Origin of the sequence: Micromonospora globosa (genome assembly GCF_000717585.1) — a bacterium.
Lineage (GTDB): Bacteria > Actinomycetota > Actinomycetes > Mycobacteriales > Micromonosporaceae > Micromonospora > Micromonospora aurantiaca.
On sequence record NZ_JNZR01000019.1, the window covers coordinates 51,180 to 66,980 of the forward strand.

Annotated in this window: 15 protein-coding genes; 4 read left to right on the top strand and 11 right to left on the bottom strand. The window is 75.1% G+C overall.

Going from position 1 to position 15,801, the window contains the following annotated elements; genetic code table 11:
* Positions 1 to 183: 183 nt before the first annotated feature.
* Entirely contained in the window at positions 184 to 879 is a 696-nt protein-coding gene (locus IF06_RS0118730; RefSeq protein WP_013286567.1) for a DUF305 domain-containing protein, read from the bottom strand.
* Between the two features lie 138 nt (positions 880 to 1,017).
* Here IF06_RS0118730 and IF06_RS0118735 point away from each other — a divergent pair, with 138 nt between their 5' ends.
* Together IF06_RS0118735 and IF06_RS0118740 are read left to right on the top strand one after the other, a co-directional pair.
* Positions 1,018 to 2,469, top strand: a complete 1,452-nt coding sequence (locus IF06_RS0118735) for an LVIVD repeat-containing protein (RefSeq protein ID WP_013286568.1) — start codon at positions 1,018 to 1,020, stop codon at positions 2,467 to 2,469.
* A 79-nt stretch (positions 2,470 to 2,548) separates the two neighbouring features.
* Positions 2,549 to 3,169, top strand: coding sequence for an HD domain-containing protein (locus tag IF06_RS0118740; protein WP_013286569.1), 621 nt, complete (start codon positions 2,549 to 2,551; stop codon positions 3,167 to 3,169).
* A 24-nt stretch (positions 3,170 to 3,193) separates the two neighbouring features.
* On the opposite strand, the gene IF06_RS0118745 is transcribed toward IF06_RS0118740, so the two are convergent.
* Positions 3,194 to 4,189 carry a carcinine hydrolase/isopenicillin-N N-acyltransferase family protein gene (locus IF06_RS0118745; RefSeq protein ID WP_013286570.1) on the bottom strand — a complete coding sequence of 332 codons (996 nt, stop codon included), beginning with the start codon at positions 4,187 to 4,189 and terminating at the stop codon, positions 3,194 to 3,196.
* 48 nt (positions 4,190 to 4,237) lie between these two features.
* Complete coding sequence (locus tag IF06_RS0118750) at positions 4,238 to 4,711, bottom strand: DUF1203 domain-containing protein (RefSeq protein WP_030272524.1); 474 nt, start codon at positions 4,709 to 4,711, stop codon at positions 4,238 to 4,240.
* Positions 4,712 to 4,833: 122 nt separating this feature from the next.
* On the opposite strand from IF06_RS0118750, the gene IF06_RS0118755 reads away from it, so the two are divergent.
* On the top strand, positions 4,834 to 5,709 hold the full coding sequence (locus IF06_RS0118755) for a transglutaminase domain-containing protein (RefSeq protein WP_030272525.1): 876 nt from the start codon (positions 4,834 to 4,836) through the stop codon (positions 5,707 to 5,709).
* 6 nt (positions 5,710 to 5,715) lie between these two features.
* Here IF06_RS0118755 and IF06_RS0118760 read toward each other — a convergent pair whose 3' ends face one another.
* The 5 genes from IF06_RS0118760 to IF06_RS0118780 form a co-directional block, all read right to left on the bottom strand.
* Entirely contained in the window at positions 5,716 to 7,326 is a 1,611-nt protein-coding gene (locus IF06_RS0118760) for an asparagine synthetase B family protein (RefSeq protein ID WP_030272527.1), read from the bottom strand.
* Positions 7,327 to 7,330: 4 nt separating this feature from the next.
* Positions 7,331 to 8,290, bottom strand: coding sequence for a hypothetical protein (locus tag IF06_RS0118765; protein ID WP_013476610.1), 960 nt, complete (start codon positions 8,288 to 8,290; stop codon positions 7,331 to 7,333).
* 102 nt (positions 8,291 to 8,392) lie between these two features.
* Complete coding sequence (locus IF06_RS0118770; RefSeq protein WP_030272529.1) at positions 8,393 to 9,187, bottom strand: isocitrate lyase/PEP mutase family protein; 795 nt, start codon at positions 9,185 to 9,187, stop codon at positions 8,393 to 8,395.
* The gene (locus IF06_RS0118775; protein ID WP_232236710.1) at positions 9,184 to 10,188 is read right to left on the bottom strand and encodes a cytochrome P450; all 1,005 of its coding nucleotides are present in this window, start codon (positions 10,186 to 10,188) and stop codon (positions 9,184 to 9,186) included. The genes IF06_RS0118770 and IF06_RS0118775 overlap by 4 nt, the downstream gene beginning before the upstream one ends.
* A 105-nt stretch (positions 10,189 to 10,293) precedes the next feature.
* Positions 10,294 to 11,037, bottom strand: a complete 744-nt coding sequence (locus tag IF06_RS0118780) for an ArsR/SmtB family transcription factor (protein ID WP_013476607.1) — start codon at positions 11,035 to 11,037, stop codon at positions 10,294 to 10,296.
* A 125-nt stretch (positions 11,038 to 11,162) separates the two neighbouring features.
* On the opposite strand from IF06_RS0118780, the gene IF06_RS0118785 reads away from it, so the two are divergent.
* Complete coding sequence (locus tag IF06_RS0118785; RefSeq protein ID WP_030272533.1) at positions 11,163 to 13,358, top strand: family 43 glycosylhydrolase; 2,196 nt, start codon at positions 11,163 to 11,165, stop codon at positions 13,356 to 13,358.
* A 37-nt stretch (positions 13,359 to 13,395) separates the two neighbouring features.
* Here the strand turns inward: IF06_RS0118785 and IF06_RS0118790 are convergent, their stop codons facing one another.
* From IF06_RS0118790 to IF06_RS0118800, 3 genes are read right to left on the bottom strand one after another with little or no spacing between them, the layout of a single operon-like run.
* Positions 13,396 to 13,929: a 2'-5' RNA ligase family protein gene (locus IF06_RS0118790; protein ID WP_030272535.1), complete on the bottom strand. Its 534-nt coding sequence runs from the start codon at positions 13,927 to 13,929 to the stop codon at positions 13,396 to 13,398.
* Positions 13,930 to 13,973: 44 nt separating this feature from the next.
* Positions 13,974 to 14,579, bottom strand: coding sequence for a response regulator transcription factor (locus IF06_RS0118795; RefSeq protein WP_013286580.1), 606 nt, complete (start codon positions 14,577 to 14,579; stop codon positions 13,974 to 13,976).
* Positions 14,576 to 15,721: a sensor histidine kinase gene (locus IF06_RS0118800; protein WP_030272538.1), complete on the bottom strand. Its 1,146-nt coding sequence runs from the start codon at positions 15,719 to 15,721 to the stop codon at positions 14,576 to 14,578. Before IF06_RS0118800 ends, IF06_RS0118795 begins: the two co-directional genes overlap by 4 nt.
* Between the last annotated feature and the right edge of the window lie 80 nt (positions 15,722 to 15,801).

The window sequence follows — 15,801 nt, forward strand, 5'->3', positions numbered from 1 at the left end:
CGGTGCTCAGTCCGCGCCGAGCGCCCGGTCTGCCCGGCGAGGTACCCGGACAGCGCGAAGAACACGACGAGCCCGCAGACGGCCGCGTCGAACGCGACACCCCGCAGCGGAGGACCGAGGATCAGGCGGTTCACGATCCCCCAGCCTAGGCCCGCCCTTGTGCCCTCCCCCGTTCGCTCCAGGTCAGGGGGTCAGGAGGGCCTGCATACGGGTGATCTCGGCGGACTGCTCGACCGCCACCGAGGTGGCGAACTCCTGCATCGGCTGGTCGACGCCGACCTTCAGCAGGTCGGTGGACATGACGATCGCGCCCCGGTGGTGGTCGGACATCATCTGCACGAACAGCCTGTCGAACGCCGCGCCGCGGGCGTCGGCGAGCCGCCGCATCGCCTCGGCGGACTGCATCCCGCGCATGCTGCCGTGGTCGTGCCCGGGCACGTCGGCGGGCAGGTCGCGGGTGCTGAGCCAGGCGCGCAGCAGGCCGACCTCCGGGCCCTGTGCGGCGCGGATCCGCTCGGCCACGGCACGGATCCGCGCGTCGGCGGCGCGCTCGGGCGCGAGCGATGCCATCTCCAGGGCCTGCTCGTGGTGCGGGATCATCATCCGGACGTACCAGACGTCGAGGCTGTTCCACCGCGGCGTGGTGGCGCCCCGGACCTGCTCGGCGGGGCGGGTCGCGGCGGGCTCCCCCGGGCGTCCCGGGACCACCACCGGCGGCGCCGACGCGGCGGCGCTCGCGCTCGGCGCGGCCGCCGCGGCGGTTCCGGCAGCCTCCGGGGTACGGGCGTCCTCGCGCCCGGTCAGCGCGAGCGCCCCGACCACGACGAGGGTCACCAGTGCTGTGACGCCCACCCACACGCGCGCCTGCCGGCTGGTCATACGACGCCTCCTCCGGTCAAGGTGACAGCGATCCTATCCATAGACGAAAGTTCCCCAGTGTGACCCAGGTCACATTGATGGCCGTCTCCAATAGGTAAGGTGTGGCGAATCATGACCCCCTTTCGAAGGGTGTTGCCGATGATCAACATCCGCACGTCTCGTATCCGGATCGTCAGCCTGGCCGCCGCCGGCCTGCTGCTCGCCGGCGTCGTCACCGCGCCGCCGAGCAGCGCCCAGGAGATCCCCCGCGCCCAGGCCGCGCCGGCCACCGTGGACAACGCCGTCCCCGGTGTCGACGAGATCTCCAGCAGCCCCAACCTGCGCCAGGTGGCGAACCTGCCGAAGCAGGCGCCGTTCGACACCACGGCCGCCCTCGGCACCGACATCGCCTTCCAGGGGCGGTACGCGTTCGTCGGCAACTACGACGGGTTCGTCGTCTACGACGTCTCCCGCCCGAGCCGCCCGGCGATCGTGTCCCAGGTGCTCTGCCCCGGCTCACAGAACGACATCTCGGTCCACGGCAACCTGCTGTTCCTGTCGACCGACTCCTCCCGCAGCGACGACTCCTGCGCCAGCACCAGCCAGCCGGCGTCGGTGAAGGAGTCCTGGGAGGGCATCAAGATCTTCGACATCCGGGACAAGCGCAACCCGCGCTACATCAAGTCGGTGGAGACGGCGTGCGGCTCGCACACCCACACGCTGGTGCCCGGCAAGGACAAGCGGAACGTCTACCTGTACGTCTCCTCGTACAGCCCGCGGGCCGAGTTCCCGGACTGCCAGCCGCCGCACGACTCCATCTCCATCGTCAAGGTGCCGGTGAAGAACCCCACCACGGCCTCCGTGGTCGCCACGCCGAACCTCTTCCCGGACGGCGGCTACCCGGGCATCCCGGGCCAGTCGTCGGCCACCACCGGCTGCCACGACATCACCGCGTACCCGTCGAAGGACCTGGCCGCGGGCGCCTGCATGGGTGACGGCGTCCTGCTGGACATCAAGAACCGCGAGGCGCCCCGGGTGATCGAGCGGGTCACCGACGCGGAGAACTTCGCGTTCTGGCACTCGGCCACGTTCAACAACGCCGGCACCAAGGTCGTCTTCACCGACGAGCTGGGCGGCGGTGGCGCGGCCACCTGCAACGAGGTGGTCGGCCCGAACCGCGGCGCGGACGCCATCTACGACATCACCGGCCGCGGTGACGCCCGCAAGCTGGAGTTCCGCAGCTACTACAAGATCCCCCGCGTCAACGCGGACACGGAGAACTGCGTGGCCCACAACGGCTCGCTGATCCCGGTGCCCGGCCGCGACATCATGGTCCAGGCGTGGTACCAGGGCGGCATCTCGGTGTGGGACTTCACCGACTCGCGCAAGCCCAAGGAGATCGCCTACTGGGAGCGCGGGCCGCTGGACGCCTCGCAGCTGCGTACCGGCGGGTCCTGGTCGGCCTACTGGTACAACGGCCACATCTACTCCAGCGACATCCAGAAGGGACTGGACGTGCTGGAGCTGCGTGACCCGCGCACCTGGCTGGCGCAGTTCCTGCTGGTGCCCGAGCTGAACGTGCAGACGCAGGCCGGTTACCTGAGCTGGTGACCCGCTGACCGTGGCCGGGCCCGGCGTTCCCCTCACGGGGGCGCCGGGCCCGGTGCTGTCCCGGGAGGGAAACGGACACATGCCGGTGACGATCGACGACCGGACGGCGGTGCCGAGCGACGCCCGGATCCGGGCTCTGCACGAACGGCTCGCGCCGTCCCGGGAGGCGTTGCACCTCGTCTGGACGCACTGCCGGATCGTGTGCGACATCGCCGGACAACTGCTCGACAGCAGCGGTGCGGACGCGGACGCCGCCCTCGTGCGGGCCGGCAGCCTGCTCCACGACATCGGGGTCTACCGCCTCTACGACGAGGCCGGGCGGCTCGACGAGCGGAACTACGTACGGCACGGCGTGCTGGGCCACGCGCTGGCACGGGAGGCAGGGCTGCCCGAGGTGATCGCCCGGTTCTGCTCCCGTCACACCGGCGTCGGCATCACCCGGGCGGACGTGCGCCGGCAGGGCCTGCCGATCCCGGCCGCCGACTACACGGCCGTCACCGCCGAGGAACACCTCGTGATGTACGCCGACAAGTTCCACAGCAAGACCACGCCACCGGCGTTCGTCTCCGCCGCCTCCTACGCGGTCGCCGTGCGGCGCTTCGGCCCGGACAAGGTCGACCGGTTCGCGGCACTCGTCGAGCGGTTCGGCGAGCCGGACCTGCCCACGCTCGCCGCCAGGTATCGACAGCCGATCGTCTGAGGGGGCGCGGCGCCGCAGCCGTGGTCAGTCGCTCATCGGCAGCCGGTAGTCGCGGGTGCCGCCGCCCGCCGTGACCACCCGCACCTCGCCGCTGCGCAGCCCGTACGTCACCGACCAGCGGGTGTGCGACTGGCGTACCGCGTTCAGCAGCCGCAGCGCACCGGCCGCGTCCACCACCCCGCCGGTACGGTCGAGTTCCTTCGCCAGCACCCCGTACCTGTGGTCCTGGCGCAGTTCCCGGTCCGGCACGCCGACGGCGGGCACGTTCGTCAGCGCCTGCCACGGGCCCTGCCGCCGGTCCACGGTGAGCTTCCCGTCGACGAACTCCACCACGGCGGACGCGCCCGTCGCGTCGGCCAGCAGGTAGTGCAGCGGCGGCCCGCCGTCGAAGTCGAGGTTGTAACGCCGGAACACGGCGACCGCATCGTCCACAGTGGCGGCCGAGTCGAGCACCAGGCGCAGGATGCGCACCGAGCCGACCTTCGGCAGGCCGGGCACCGGCTCGGCGCGGGCCCCGTCGTCGGCGGCCAGCCCGACCGCGAGACCCCGCTCGTTCATGCCGTCGAACGGCAGCAGCGGCGCGTCCAGCAGCCGCCGGTCCCCGGTCGGGTCGGCGGACACGCCCAGGTAGGAGATGTCGACGAGGGAGATCGAGGCGTACCCGTCCGGCGGGTCGGTGCGCAGCACCAGCGCGGGATTGGGCTCCCAGTCGAAGTTGCGGGCGAACAGCGGCCGGTCCCGGTCGGCCAGCGCGGCGAACAGCGAGCAGCCGAACGGGCTCGGCGGCGTGGACCCGGCCAGCCCGGCGGTCGGGTCGTAGTCGCCGTCGTACGTCATCTCGTACATCGGCAGGTCGTCGATCTTGCGGAGGCTGGCCAGGGTCCGCTCGACCTGCGCCGGGTCCTGCCGGGACGCGGTCGGTGAGCCGGCCGCGGCCGGTGGGCCGGACCGGCGGCTCTCCCCGCAGGCCGTGGCGAGCAGGAGCAGCGCGAGCCCGCCGGCGATGAGGGTCCTCCGCATGACTGCGACGCTAGAAGAGGCGTCCGCCGATGTCCATCCGGGACTCGGTCAACTCCGCACGATCGCGAACATCCAGCAGCCGTACACCACGTTGCGGCTGTGCAGCTGGTCCACCGCCGGGTCGGCGAACAGCTCCGCGATCACCGCCTCCGGGTCGCCGCCGTCGTGTCGCCGTCCGCCCACGATGCGGCCCCGGCTGTCGTACGCGCGCAGCACCTGCTCCCGTCCGCGCCACTGCGACGGGTACGCCGTCACGTCGTCCGGGCCGGCGCAGCCGGCGGCGTGTGCGAACACCGGCCCCACCTCCCGGTACGGGCCCGGCGGCAGCGGCGGGGCGTACCCGAACAACAGCAGCTCCTCCTCCGGCCGGGCGTCGCGCAGGCAGCAGCGCAGCGGCTCGCCGCCGGTGGCGCGCCGGTGCTCGGGCGGCTGCCCGGTGGCGTCGCGGCCGGTGCGACGCAGCTCGGCGAGCGTCCCGGCGGGCAGTGGGCGGATCAGAAACGCGGTACGGGTGGTCGTCACGGTCCCAGCCTGGCGCGGCCCGGACCGCGGCGCTGGCGGTGATCGGACCTGGCGTTCGGGTACCGCGAGAATGCGCGCCGAGCGGGCACCCGCGGGCCGCATCCGGCGCCGACAATGACCGGATGGACGTCGACGACTACCGGACCCACTCCCCGTACAGCGATCCCCGCCACCACGCGGCGCTGCTCGACGCCGTTCCCGCCGACCTGCCCACCGTCGCGGCGACCGCCCGCAACGTGATCGTCCACTACCGCGCCGGTGGCGTGGAGCTGCCGGACGTCCGCCGGGCCGAGGTGAACCTGCGCTGGCTGGACCGCATCCTCGACACCGACCAGTCCCGGTTCCCGCTGCCGCTGACCGCCGAACGCCCGGCCGTCGAGCGGGTCGCCGGCTGCTGCCGGGACCACACGCTGCTCACCGTCGCGGTGCTGCGCCAGCACGGGATCCCGGCCCGCAGCCGGATCGGGTTCGTGAGCTACTTCTCCCCGGACTGGCACCACGACCACGTGCTCGCGGAGTGGTGGGACGGCGAACGCTGGGTCTGGTCCGACCCGGAGCTGGACCCGGCCGTCGACCGGCCGTTCGACGGCTACGACATCGACCCGGAGGCGGGGCACTTCGACTCGGCGGCCCGGGTGTGGCTGGCGTACCGGGCGGGCCGGATCGACCCCGGCACCTACGGCGTGGACCCGTCGCTGCCGATCCGGGGCGACTGGCTCGTCCACGACTACGTGCTGCTGGAGCTGGCCCACCGGCACAAGGACGAGGTGCTGCTCTGGGACGGGTTCGGTGCGATGACCGAGGATCTGACCGGTGCCGACCTCACGCTCGTCGACGAGGTCGCCGCGCTGCTGGTGGCAGCCGACCGCGGCGACGCCGCCGCCGGGCGGGAGCTGGCCCGGCGGTACGCCTCGGACGCCCGGTTGCGTCCGGGCCCGACTGTGCACTGCGTCGACCCGGTCTCCGGCATGGCCGCCGACGTGGACCTGCGACGCTGACCGGGCTCACCCGGGCAGGGGCGCCTCGTCGCCTCGGGTGCGGCGCGGGTTGACCAGCCGGCGGACCATCGGGGCGGCGTTCCAGCGGGCCGCGCCGACCAGGTCCCGGGCGTGTTCCAGCACCGTGTAGTCGGGCCGGGCGATGCCCTCGGCGATGGCCCGGTCGAGGTCGTTGCCGCAGCGGGTGAGCACGCTGTCGAAGTCCCGGCGGACCGGTTCCAGAAGGTCGTAGCCGAAGGAGCGGTGCAGCCGGGCGAACAGCGGCTTGTAGAGGCGGGCCCGCTCGTGCAGCCCGGACGAGTACGACATCGGGTTCTTCGGCCGCTGCCGGACGTAGGAGGGCAGCACGTCCGCGAAGGCCCGCCGGACGATCCACTTCTCCTGCCCGTCGCGCAGTTTGACGTCCAGCGGCAGCCGCATGGCCAGCTCGACGACGCTGAGGTCGAGGAACGGCACCCGGGCCTCCACGCCGTGCGCCATGCTGGCCCGGTCCACCCGTTGCAGCTCGGTCCGGCACAGATTGCGGATCTTGTGGAGGAACAGGCGGCGGGACCGCTCCGGGCCGACCCGGTGGTACATCGGGTACCCGCCGAACAGCTCGTCCGAGCCGTCGCCGGTGAGCACCACCCGGACACCCAGCTCGCGCAGCCGCCGGAAGATCGGCACCGAGACGACCGCGTTGATGATGTCGCCGTACTCGGTCAGCTCGGAGACCCGGATCGCCTCGCGGACGTCGGCGAGCCGGATGTCGCGGGGCCGCAGCTCGATCACCTCGTGCGGTACGCCGAGGTCGGCGGCGAGCCGCCGGGCGTACGCGACGTCCGGGCTCTCCGGCACGCCGATGGTGACCGCCACGCAGTCCGGGTGCAGTTCCCGGGCGTGCAGCAGCGCCAGTGAGCTGTCCAGACCGCCGGAGAGCACCACGCCGACGGTGAGGTCGGTGTCCAGCCGGGCGCGCATGGCGTCGGTGAGCGCGACGCGGACCAGCAGGGCCGCCTCGTCCGGGTCGTCGATCACCGGCAGGCCGTCGCCGAGGGTGAGCAGGTCGACGTGCGGACCGACCCGGACCGGGCGGCCGGGCTCGACCCAGCCGTGGTGCCCGGGCGCCACCTCGCCGATCGGCGCGCCGTGTCCGACCAGCGCCTTGACCTCGGAGGCGAGGTGCAGGCAGCCGGGCAGGCGGGACCAGTAGAGCGGCTTGACGCCGAGCGGGTCGCGGGCCAGGTACGTCCGGCCGGTGTCGCGCTCGACGATCACGAACGCGTACTCGCCGCGCAGCCGGCGGACCGCGTTCTCGCCCCACTGGCGGAACGCGGTGAGCACCACCTCGGTGTCGCCCGCGGTGATGAACCGGTGGCCCAGCCGGGTCAGCTCGGCGCGCAGCTCGTGGTGGTTGAAGATCTCGCCGTTGAAGCAGAGCAGGTGCCGCTCGTCCGGCGACATCCACGGCTGGACGGACCGTTCCCGGTCCACGATCCTCAGCCGCCGTACGCCGGCGAGCAGGCCGTTCTCCTGCCGGGTCTCGGTGACCTCACCGCGCGGCGCGAGCGCGGCGAGCATCCGCCGGAAGGTGGCCGGATCCGCCTCGGGGCCGATGCTCAGCGCGATGCCGCACACCGGGTCACACCCCCATCTCGGACTCGTACGCCCGCCGGTACCGGCGACGGGCGGCCGGGGCGAGACACACGTGCCAGGCCTGCCCCTCGTCGACCACGTTCACCTCGCCGGCGTCCTGGCGGGCCAGCAGCAGCCCGGCGAGCGCCGGGCGGGCGCCGAAGCGGTCGTACCACTCCAGTTCGACGTCGGCGGCCCAGCCGAGGCAGTGCCCGCTGGGCACCATCGCGGCGTACCCGAGGCGGCGCAGCCGGTACTGGTGCTCGGCGCTGCGGGCCAGGCTGGTCACCCAGAGCGGCGGCGTGCCGTCCGGCGCGACGGCCGTGAACTCCCGGGCCAGGTCGTTGAGGAACGCGATCATCTCGCGGCGGGCCCGGCGGAACAGCAGCCCGGCGGTACGCGGGGTGGCGTCCGGGCGCAGCCGTCGCCGCACCGCCCGCAGCCCGCGTCCCACCACTGTGGCGGGCTGTTCCTGGTAGCGGAACTCGATCAGGCCGCGGCGGCGCAGCCACTCCAGGTCGACCAGTTCGGTGCTGGTGCGGACCTGGTCGTCGGTGAGGAACGTCGGGCTGTCCCGCCACCAGAGCACGTCGACGCGGGAGAGCAGGTAGATGCGGACCAGCGCGGTGAGGTCCTGCGCCGAGCTGCGCGCGTTGGGCTGGTAGCGGGCCATCTCCAGCAGCAGCGTCTCCCGGGCGCCGATCAGGCCCTGCGGCGTGGCGTCGAGGACGGCGGCGATGGCCGGTTCGCGCAGCCGCTGGTCGAGCAGCACCTGGCGGGCGGTGGTGGACGGCGCGTCGGCGAGCGCGCCCACCTCGACCAGGAGTTCCGCCACCGCCGCCCGGTACGCGGACAGGTCCGGCTCGGTGCCGGCGCGCCGACCACCGGCGGGCACCCGCCGGGCGGGAGCGGTGGACGTGACGGCGGGACCGGGCTGGCGACCGGGGCTGCGGCTGGGCACTCGCATGGTCTCCGTCCCCTCTCGGTCAGGACACGGCGTGATTGGGCCTGCACACACCGTAATGAGCCGAGAGGGCGGTAATCGTCCCATCTCCCCCGATGCGCCCGATCAGGTGGCGGACGGTGGCACCAGCGCCTGCACCTCCTCGTACGTGGGCGGTGCCGGCAGGCCCGCGTCGCGCCCGGCGCCGATCGCGTCGGTCAGGTGCAGCGCCGCGCCGAGGGCCGCCCGGAACAGCAGTGAGCCGGTGCTGACCCGGGCCACGCCGAGCCGTCCGAGGGCGGCCAGGTCCGGGCCGCCCGGCCGGTACAGCACGTTGAGCGGCAACCCCGCCTCGGCGGCGAGCACACCGACCAGTTCGTCGGGCGCGCCCGGCACGAACAGGCAGTCGGCCCCGGCGGCCCGGAACAGCGCCGCCCGCCGCCGCGCCTCGTCCAGCGGCGACGCCACGCCCAGCCACCAGGCGTCGGTGCGGGCGTTGACGAAGATCTGCGGTACGGCGGCCCGGACCGCCGCGATCACGGCGGCGACGTGCTCCGCCGGGGCCAGGCGCCCGTCCGGGCGGCCGTCCTCCACGTTCACGCCGACCACGTCGAGCGCGGCCAGCTCGCCGGCGAAGCGCGCCACCTCCGCCGGGTCGTCGTGGAAGCCGTCCTCGACGTCCACAGTCAGCAGCGCCGGCAGGTTCCGCAGCCGGTACGCCAGCTCCAGCGTCTCGGTGCGGGTGGCGCGGACCGCGTCCGGCCGCCCGGCCGCCGCCGCCACGCCCAGGCTCGTCGTGCCGATCGCCTGATGTCCCCGGGCGGCGAGCGCCGCGGCGGAGGCGTGGTCCCAGGCGTTCGGCAGCAGCAACGGGTCGCCGGGCCGGTGCAGCTCCCGGAACGCGCGGTACCGGTCGGTCATCGCAGGATCACCTCGAGTCGGGTCGTCGGAACGTCAGGAGTCGGGCGGGCGGGACGGCAGCGGCGGCGCAGCACGCCGACCACGCCAGCGGCCAGGGCGAGCGCGTGCCGCTGCCCGGGGCAGCCGCGGGGACCGGCGCCGAACGTCAGCGCGGCGTTCGCCCGGCTGGCGCGGAAGCGGTCCGGCTCCGGGAAGGCCGCCGGGTCGCGGTTGGCGGCGTCGAACCGCAGCAGCAGCCGCTCCCCCGCGCGCACCGGTTGGCCGCCCAGGCTCAGCGGGTCGGCGGCGACCCGGCGGGTGACCCGTACCGGCGGGTCGAGGCGCAGCACCTCGGCGAGCAGCGCGTCGGTCCCGAGCCCGTCCGGCGCGGCGAGCCCGTACCGGACGGCGGCCACGATCAGCCCGGCGGTGGCGTCGGCGGCCTGCACCAGCAGCCCGAGCCGGTTCGCTGTCACCTCGGCCGGAGCGGGCGGCGACATGGCCAGCAGCGCCGCCACCGCCCGGTCCGCCCGCCGCACCGCCGCCGGTTCGGCGCCCGGGTGGTAGGCGGCGGCCACCGCCGTCACCTCCGCGACGGCCGCCGCCGGGTCGGCCAGGCCGAGCCGCTCCGCCAGCACCACGAGGGGTACGCGCCGAGCCAGGTCACCGGTCACGTCCACCCGGTCACCGCCGTTGTCCCCGGTCGCGGCGCGGTCGAGGATCCGCCCGGTGAGCCGTTCCACGGCCACACGCAGTTCCCGCGGGTCGAGGGCGTCGAGCGCCGCCACCCCGACGGCTCGCCGCGCGGCATGCCGGTCCGGCGGACTGAACCGGCTCACCGAGGCGCGCAGCCATGCCAGGCCGCCCTCCGGCGCCTGCTCGGCGGGCGGCACCACGCAGCGGGGATCAGTCAGGACGGAGACGACGTCCGCGTACCGGGTGACCACCCAGCCGCCGTCGTCCGAGGTCGGCGGCCCGCAGGGCGGTGTGCCCGGAGCAGCCGTGATCGTCGGTGAATCCATCGTCCGACCGTAGGGCGCCGACAGTTCGGTCCGAACCGAACGATCCGGCCGGGCACATCCGGCGGCCCGGCGCGGGCGGGACGGGTGCCGCGGGGCACGGGCGGGTCAGGCGCGCGCCGGGCCGGTGTCGCGGGAGGCGGGCGGGGCCAGCAGCGCCGGGTCGACGGCGAGCGTCTCGGCCAGCGCGTCCCGCCCGGTGGCGGTGAGCCGTACCGCCCGGCCGGTGCCGCGCGCGGTCCAGCCGAGGTCGAGGAAGCGCCCGCACAGCGCCGCCCCGACCGCGCCGGCCAGGTGCGGGCGCCGTTCGGTCCAGTCCAGGCAGTCGCGGACCAGGGGTCGCCGGGTGGCGCGCAGCGGTTCGACCGGCACGCCGAGACGGTCCAGCCAGGTCATGCCGGCCCCGGTCAGCGCGAGGCCGCCGGTGCGGTCGAGGACGCCTCGGTCGAGCAGGGCGTCGTGCAGCAGCACGCCGAGCCGCCCGGCCAGGTGGTCGTAGCAGGTGCGGGCGTACGCCAGGGCGGCGCCGGCCGACGCGGCGCGCAACGTGCGGGGCGGGGTCGCCGGTGCGGGCGCCCGCGCGGCCAGGTCCTCGACGAGCTGGGCGACGCCCGGGTCGGCGAGGCGGACGTACCGGTGGCGGCCCTGCCGCTGCTCGACGAGCAGGCCACCGGCGACCAGCCGGGTGAGGTGGTCACTCGCGGTGGACGCGGCGACCCCGGCGGCGCGGGCCAGCTCTCCGGCGGTCCAGGCGCGGCCGTCGAGCAGGGCCAGGCAGAAGCCGGCCCGGGTGGGGTCGGCGAGCAGCGCGGCGAACCCGGCGAGTCCGCGGCCGTCGGCACCGGTGGTCATCGGCCCATGCTGACACGGGCACGGTTCGGGCCGCGCCGAACGGTCAGGGGGTTCTTTACAGCGCTCTCTCCAACGTTGTAGAAACGGTGGCACCGCACCTCCGTCTATCCCCGAGGGCAGGCCCGATGGGACACCTCCGCCGCGGTGGCGCGCTCGCCGCCGTACTCACGCTTCTGCTCGCCGGCGCGGCCCCCGCGTCCGCCGCCGGGCCCGACCGCTACCGCAACCCGGTCTCCGCCGGGTTCGCCGACACCTTCGCCGACCCGGTCGTGGTGCGCGGCGACGACGGACTCTGGTACGCCTTCGGCACCTCCGACCCGCTGCGCGAGGGCGAGGGCCGCACGCATCGCGTGCCGATCGCCCGCTCCGCCGACCTGGTCGACTGGACCTACGCCGGCGACGCGTTCGCCCCGGACCAGCGGCCCGCCTACGCCGCTACCGGAGCCGCGTTCTGGGCGCCGGACGTGCGGCGGGTGGCCGGCCGGTGGGTGATGTACGTGACGGTCACCGACACAGACGTCTCCGACGACACGTTCGACACCGCGGTCGGCGTGGCCACCGCGCCGAGCCCGGCCGGGCCGTGGACGTTCGGCGACACGCCCGTGGTCGCGCCGCGACCGGGCGCCGGCGGCGGTTACCTGTGGACGATCGACCCCAGCCAGCTCACCGGCGCCGACGGCCGCCACTGGCTCTACTACGGCAGCTACTACGGCGGCATCTCGGTCACCGAGCTGTCCACGGACGGGCTGCGCGCGGTCGGCACGCCCACGCCCGTCGCGATCGACAACAAGTTCGAGGGCGCGTACGTGCTGCGCCGCGACGGCTGGTACTACCTGTTCGCGTCCACCGCGAACTGCTGCGCCGGGCCGGCCACCGGCTACTCCGTCCAGGTCGGCCGTTCCCGTGACCCGCGCGGCCCGTTCACCGACCGCGACGGGCAGCGCCTCGACGTCTCCCGGGCCGGCGGCACGCCGGTGCTCACGCAGAACGGCAACCGCTGGATCGGCACCGGGCACAACGCGGTGCTCACCGACCTGTCCGGGCAGGACTGGATCGCCTACCACGCGATCGACCGCGCCGACCCGTACCTGGACGAGCCGTTCGGCGTCAACGAGCGGCCCATGCTGCTCGACCGGCTCGACTGGATCGACGGATGGCCCACTGTGAACGCGGGCGCCGGCCCCTCCGACACCGCCCGGCCCGCGCCCGTCACCACCGGCCCGGTCGACGCCCGCTTCGCCACCGCGGACCTGCGCGGCTGGCGGGCCGGGCACGGCCACTGGCAGGCCGCCGACGGGGTGCTGACCGGCAGCGGCACGCTCACCTCGCGTACCCGGATCGGCGGTGACCTGCGCGCGGAGACCGACCTGCGGCTGACCGGCGCGGCCACCGCCGGGCTGCGGCTGGGTGGCGTGGACGTCCGCGTCGGGCGCGGCCGGCTGAGCGCGGGCGGCGCGACCACCGTGCTGCCCGCCGGCCTCGACCTGGGCGACCGGCACAATCTCGCCATCGAGGTACGCGGGCGGCAGCTCGTCGCCACGCTCAGCCCGTCCCGCCTCGGCGACCCGGTCTCCCAGGTGTCGCTGCGGCTGCCCCGCCCCGGCGCCGGTGAGCTGTCAGTGCGCGCCGATGGCGGCCCGGCCGAGTTCGACAACGTCAGCGCCGTCCGGCTGTACCGTCCGGCGCAGCACACCGTCCCCGACCCCCGGGTCGGACCGGTGCTGCGCGGCTACTCCGACGAGTTCACCGGCGGGCTCGACCCGGCGTGGCGGTGGGTACGCCAGGACCCGGCCGCCACCGTGTCCGGCGGCGCGCTGCGCTGGCCGGTGCAGGACGCCGACCTGTCCGGCACCGGCAACACCGCCGGGGTGCTGCTGCGCGACGCCCCGGCCGGGAACTACGTCGCCGAGACCAAGGTGACGCTCGACCTGGGCGAGGACAGCGTGCGCAACTACCAGCAGGCGGGCCTGGTCGCGTACGTCGACGACGACCGGTTCGCCAGGCTGACCCAGGTGGCCATCTGGAACACCCGTCAGGTCGAGTACGGCTACGAGCTGCCGTTCGCCGGTCAGCCGGTGTACGGCGGCAGCATCGTCGGCACCCCCGGCACCACCACCTGGCTGCGGCTGGCCCACCGGGTCGACCCGGTCAACGGCGAGCACGAGTTCCGGGCCGGGTCCAGCCGCGACGGCAAGCACTGGACGTGGGGCGCGGTGTGGACGTTCCCGGCGGACACGACACCGCGGATCGGGCTGGTGGCGCACGGCGGGGCCACACCAGCGGTGACCGCCGAGTTCGACTACCTGCGCTTCCACCGCTGACGTCCGGGGCCGCCCCCTCCCCGGGGGGCGGCCCCGCTCAGCCGCCGGAACGAGGGCAGGCGGTGGTCAGCTCGCTGACGGTGCGGGTGTCGCCGTCGTAGCTGCGCGCCGCCACGAACGCCCCGGCCGGCGGATGTGCCCCGGCGACCGCCCGGGCCCGGCGCCGGTCCGCCGCGCCGAACCGCAGCGCCAGGCTCAGGTGCGGCACCCACCGGCCGGGCTGGTGCCACGAGTGCCCGCCGGACGCCTCGGCGAGCACGTCCCAGACCGCGCCGTGCAGCGCGACGAGCTGCGGGGTCGGGCGGACCAGCCACACCAGTGGCGCGCTGCCGTCGAGCACCGCCACCCGGCCCAGCCGCACCGGCAGCGGCAGCGCCGCGTCACAGAGGTCGGCCAGGCGCTGCTCGACGCCGGGCGGGAACTCCTCGACCGAGGCGAGCGTCAGGTGCGGCCGGTTCGTCGGGTGCGTGTTGCGGGCCAGGCTGGGCAGCCCGGCGGCGGCGAGCCGGTCCCAGGCGGCGCGAACCGCCGCTTCCAGTTCGGGAGAGCAGAGCAGTTCGACCGTCCGCACGTGATCAGGCTAGTCGGCGTCAGCCGCCCGCGACGCCCCGTACGTCAGAGCCAGCCGGCCTCGCGCGCCCGCCGTACCGCCTCCGCCCGGTCGGCGGCGCCGAGCTTCTGCACGCAGGCGCTGAGATGGTTGCGGACCGTTCCGGCGGCCAGATGGGTCCGCCGGGCGATCACCGCGACCGGGGTGCCCAGCTCGGCCAGCCGCAGCGTCTCCAGCTCGCGCGGCGTCAGCGGGCACTCCGGCAGGGTGAGCGCGTCGGCCGCGAGCGCGGGATCGACGTAACGCGCCCCGGAGTGCACCCGGCGGATCACGTCGGCCAGCGCGCCGCCGGGGGCGCCCTTGGCGAGGAACCCGCGTACCCCGGCGGTGAGCGCCGGCCGGAGCTGGGCGGGCCGGCCGTGTCCGGTGAGGATCACCGGCGCGCAGCCGGGTAGCGCCCGGGTCAGCTCGGCGGCGACCTCGACGCCTCCGGGCGGCGGCATCTCCAGGTCGAGCACGGCGACGTCGGGGCGGTGGGCCAGCGCCGCGTCCAGGGCGCTGCGCCCGTCGCGGGCGTGCGCGACCACCTCGATGTCCGGTTCCAGGTCGAGCAGCGCGGCCAGGGCGAGCCGGATCAGCTCCTCGTCGTCGGCCAGCAGTACCCGGATCACGGCGTCACCGGCACCGTCGCCACCAGGCTGAACACGCCGTCGGCGGCATCGGCCCGGACCCGTCCGCCGGCCGGGGCGAGCCGGTCGGCCAGGCCGCGCAGGCCGCCGCTGAGCCGGTCCGGTCCGGCGTCGTCGCGGACACCGTCGTTGCGTACGGTCAGCGTCACCACGCCGTCCCCCTGGATGATCTCGATCCGGCACCAGCCGGCCCGGCTGTGCCGCAGCACGTTCGTCCCGGCCTCACGCAGCACGGCGGCCAGGTCGGCGGCGACCGCCGCGGGCACCTCACCGGCGGGCGGGACCACTGTCGTGCGTACCCCGCTGGAGCGCAGCACCTCCCCCACCGCCGCGGCCTGCTCGGCCAGGTCGACGGCGCGGTAGCCGTGCACCGCCGCCCGGACCCGGTTCAGCGCCGAGCCGGCCAGCCGCCGGGCCTCGGCCGCCTCCCGGGCGGCCCGGCCGGCGTCGCGCGGCGCCAGCCGCTCCGCCAGCTCGGCCTTGAGCGCGATCACCGTCAGGTCGTGGCCGAGCAGATCGTGGACGTCCCGGGCGAAGCGCAGCCGTTCCTCGGCGGCGGCGAGCCGCGCCTGGGCGGCCTGCCCCTGCCGGGCCTCGACGAGCAGGTCCCAGAACCAGACCTGGACCCAGGTGAGCGCGGCGATCCCGGCGCCCACCACGCCGGTGACCAGCAGCGCCGTGGTCACCGGCCCGCCCGTCGACCAGGTGACGACGGCCGACACCGCGAGGACGCCGGCCGCCGCCACCACCGCGACGACGGGCCGGAACAGCAGCGGCGTCATGCCGACCAGGGACGCGCCCAGCCACGCCCAGGTGGGCCAGGTCCCGGCCGCGACCGGGCCGAGCAGCGGCAGGCTGAGCAGCGCCGCCGCGATCAGCGCGGCGTGCCGGCGACGACGGGCCGGTACGGGCAGCCACGGCGTGACCGCGGCGTGCAGCACCGCGATCTGGGCGACCGCGAATCCGAGCAGCCCGACGGCGCCCAGCGCGACGCGTACCGGGTCGGGCTCGCGGGCCAGGCCGACGACGGGCAGCAGCACCGTCGTCCACACGTTCGTGGCCAGCGACAGCAGGGTGACCCGCCGGGCCCGGCGCAGCCGGTGGTCAGCGGAATCGACTGTCATGCCCGCCGATCCTAGGGCGTGCGGCGCCCCGCCCACCCCCGAGAAACGTCACGGCCGGACCGTGCGATCCGCACGGTTTC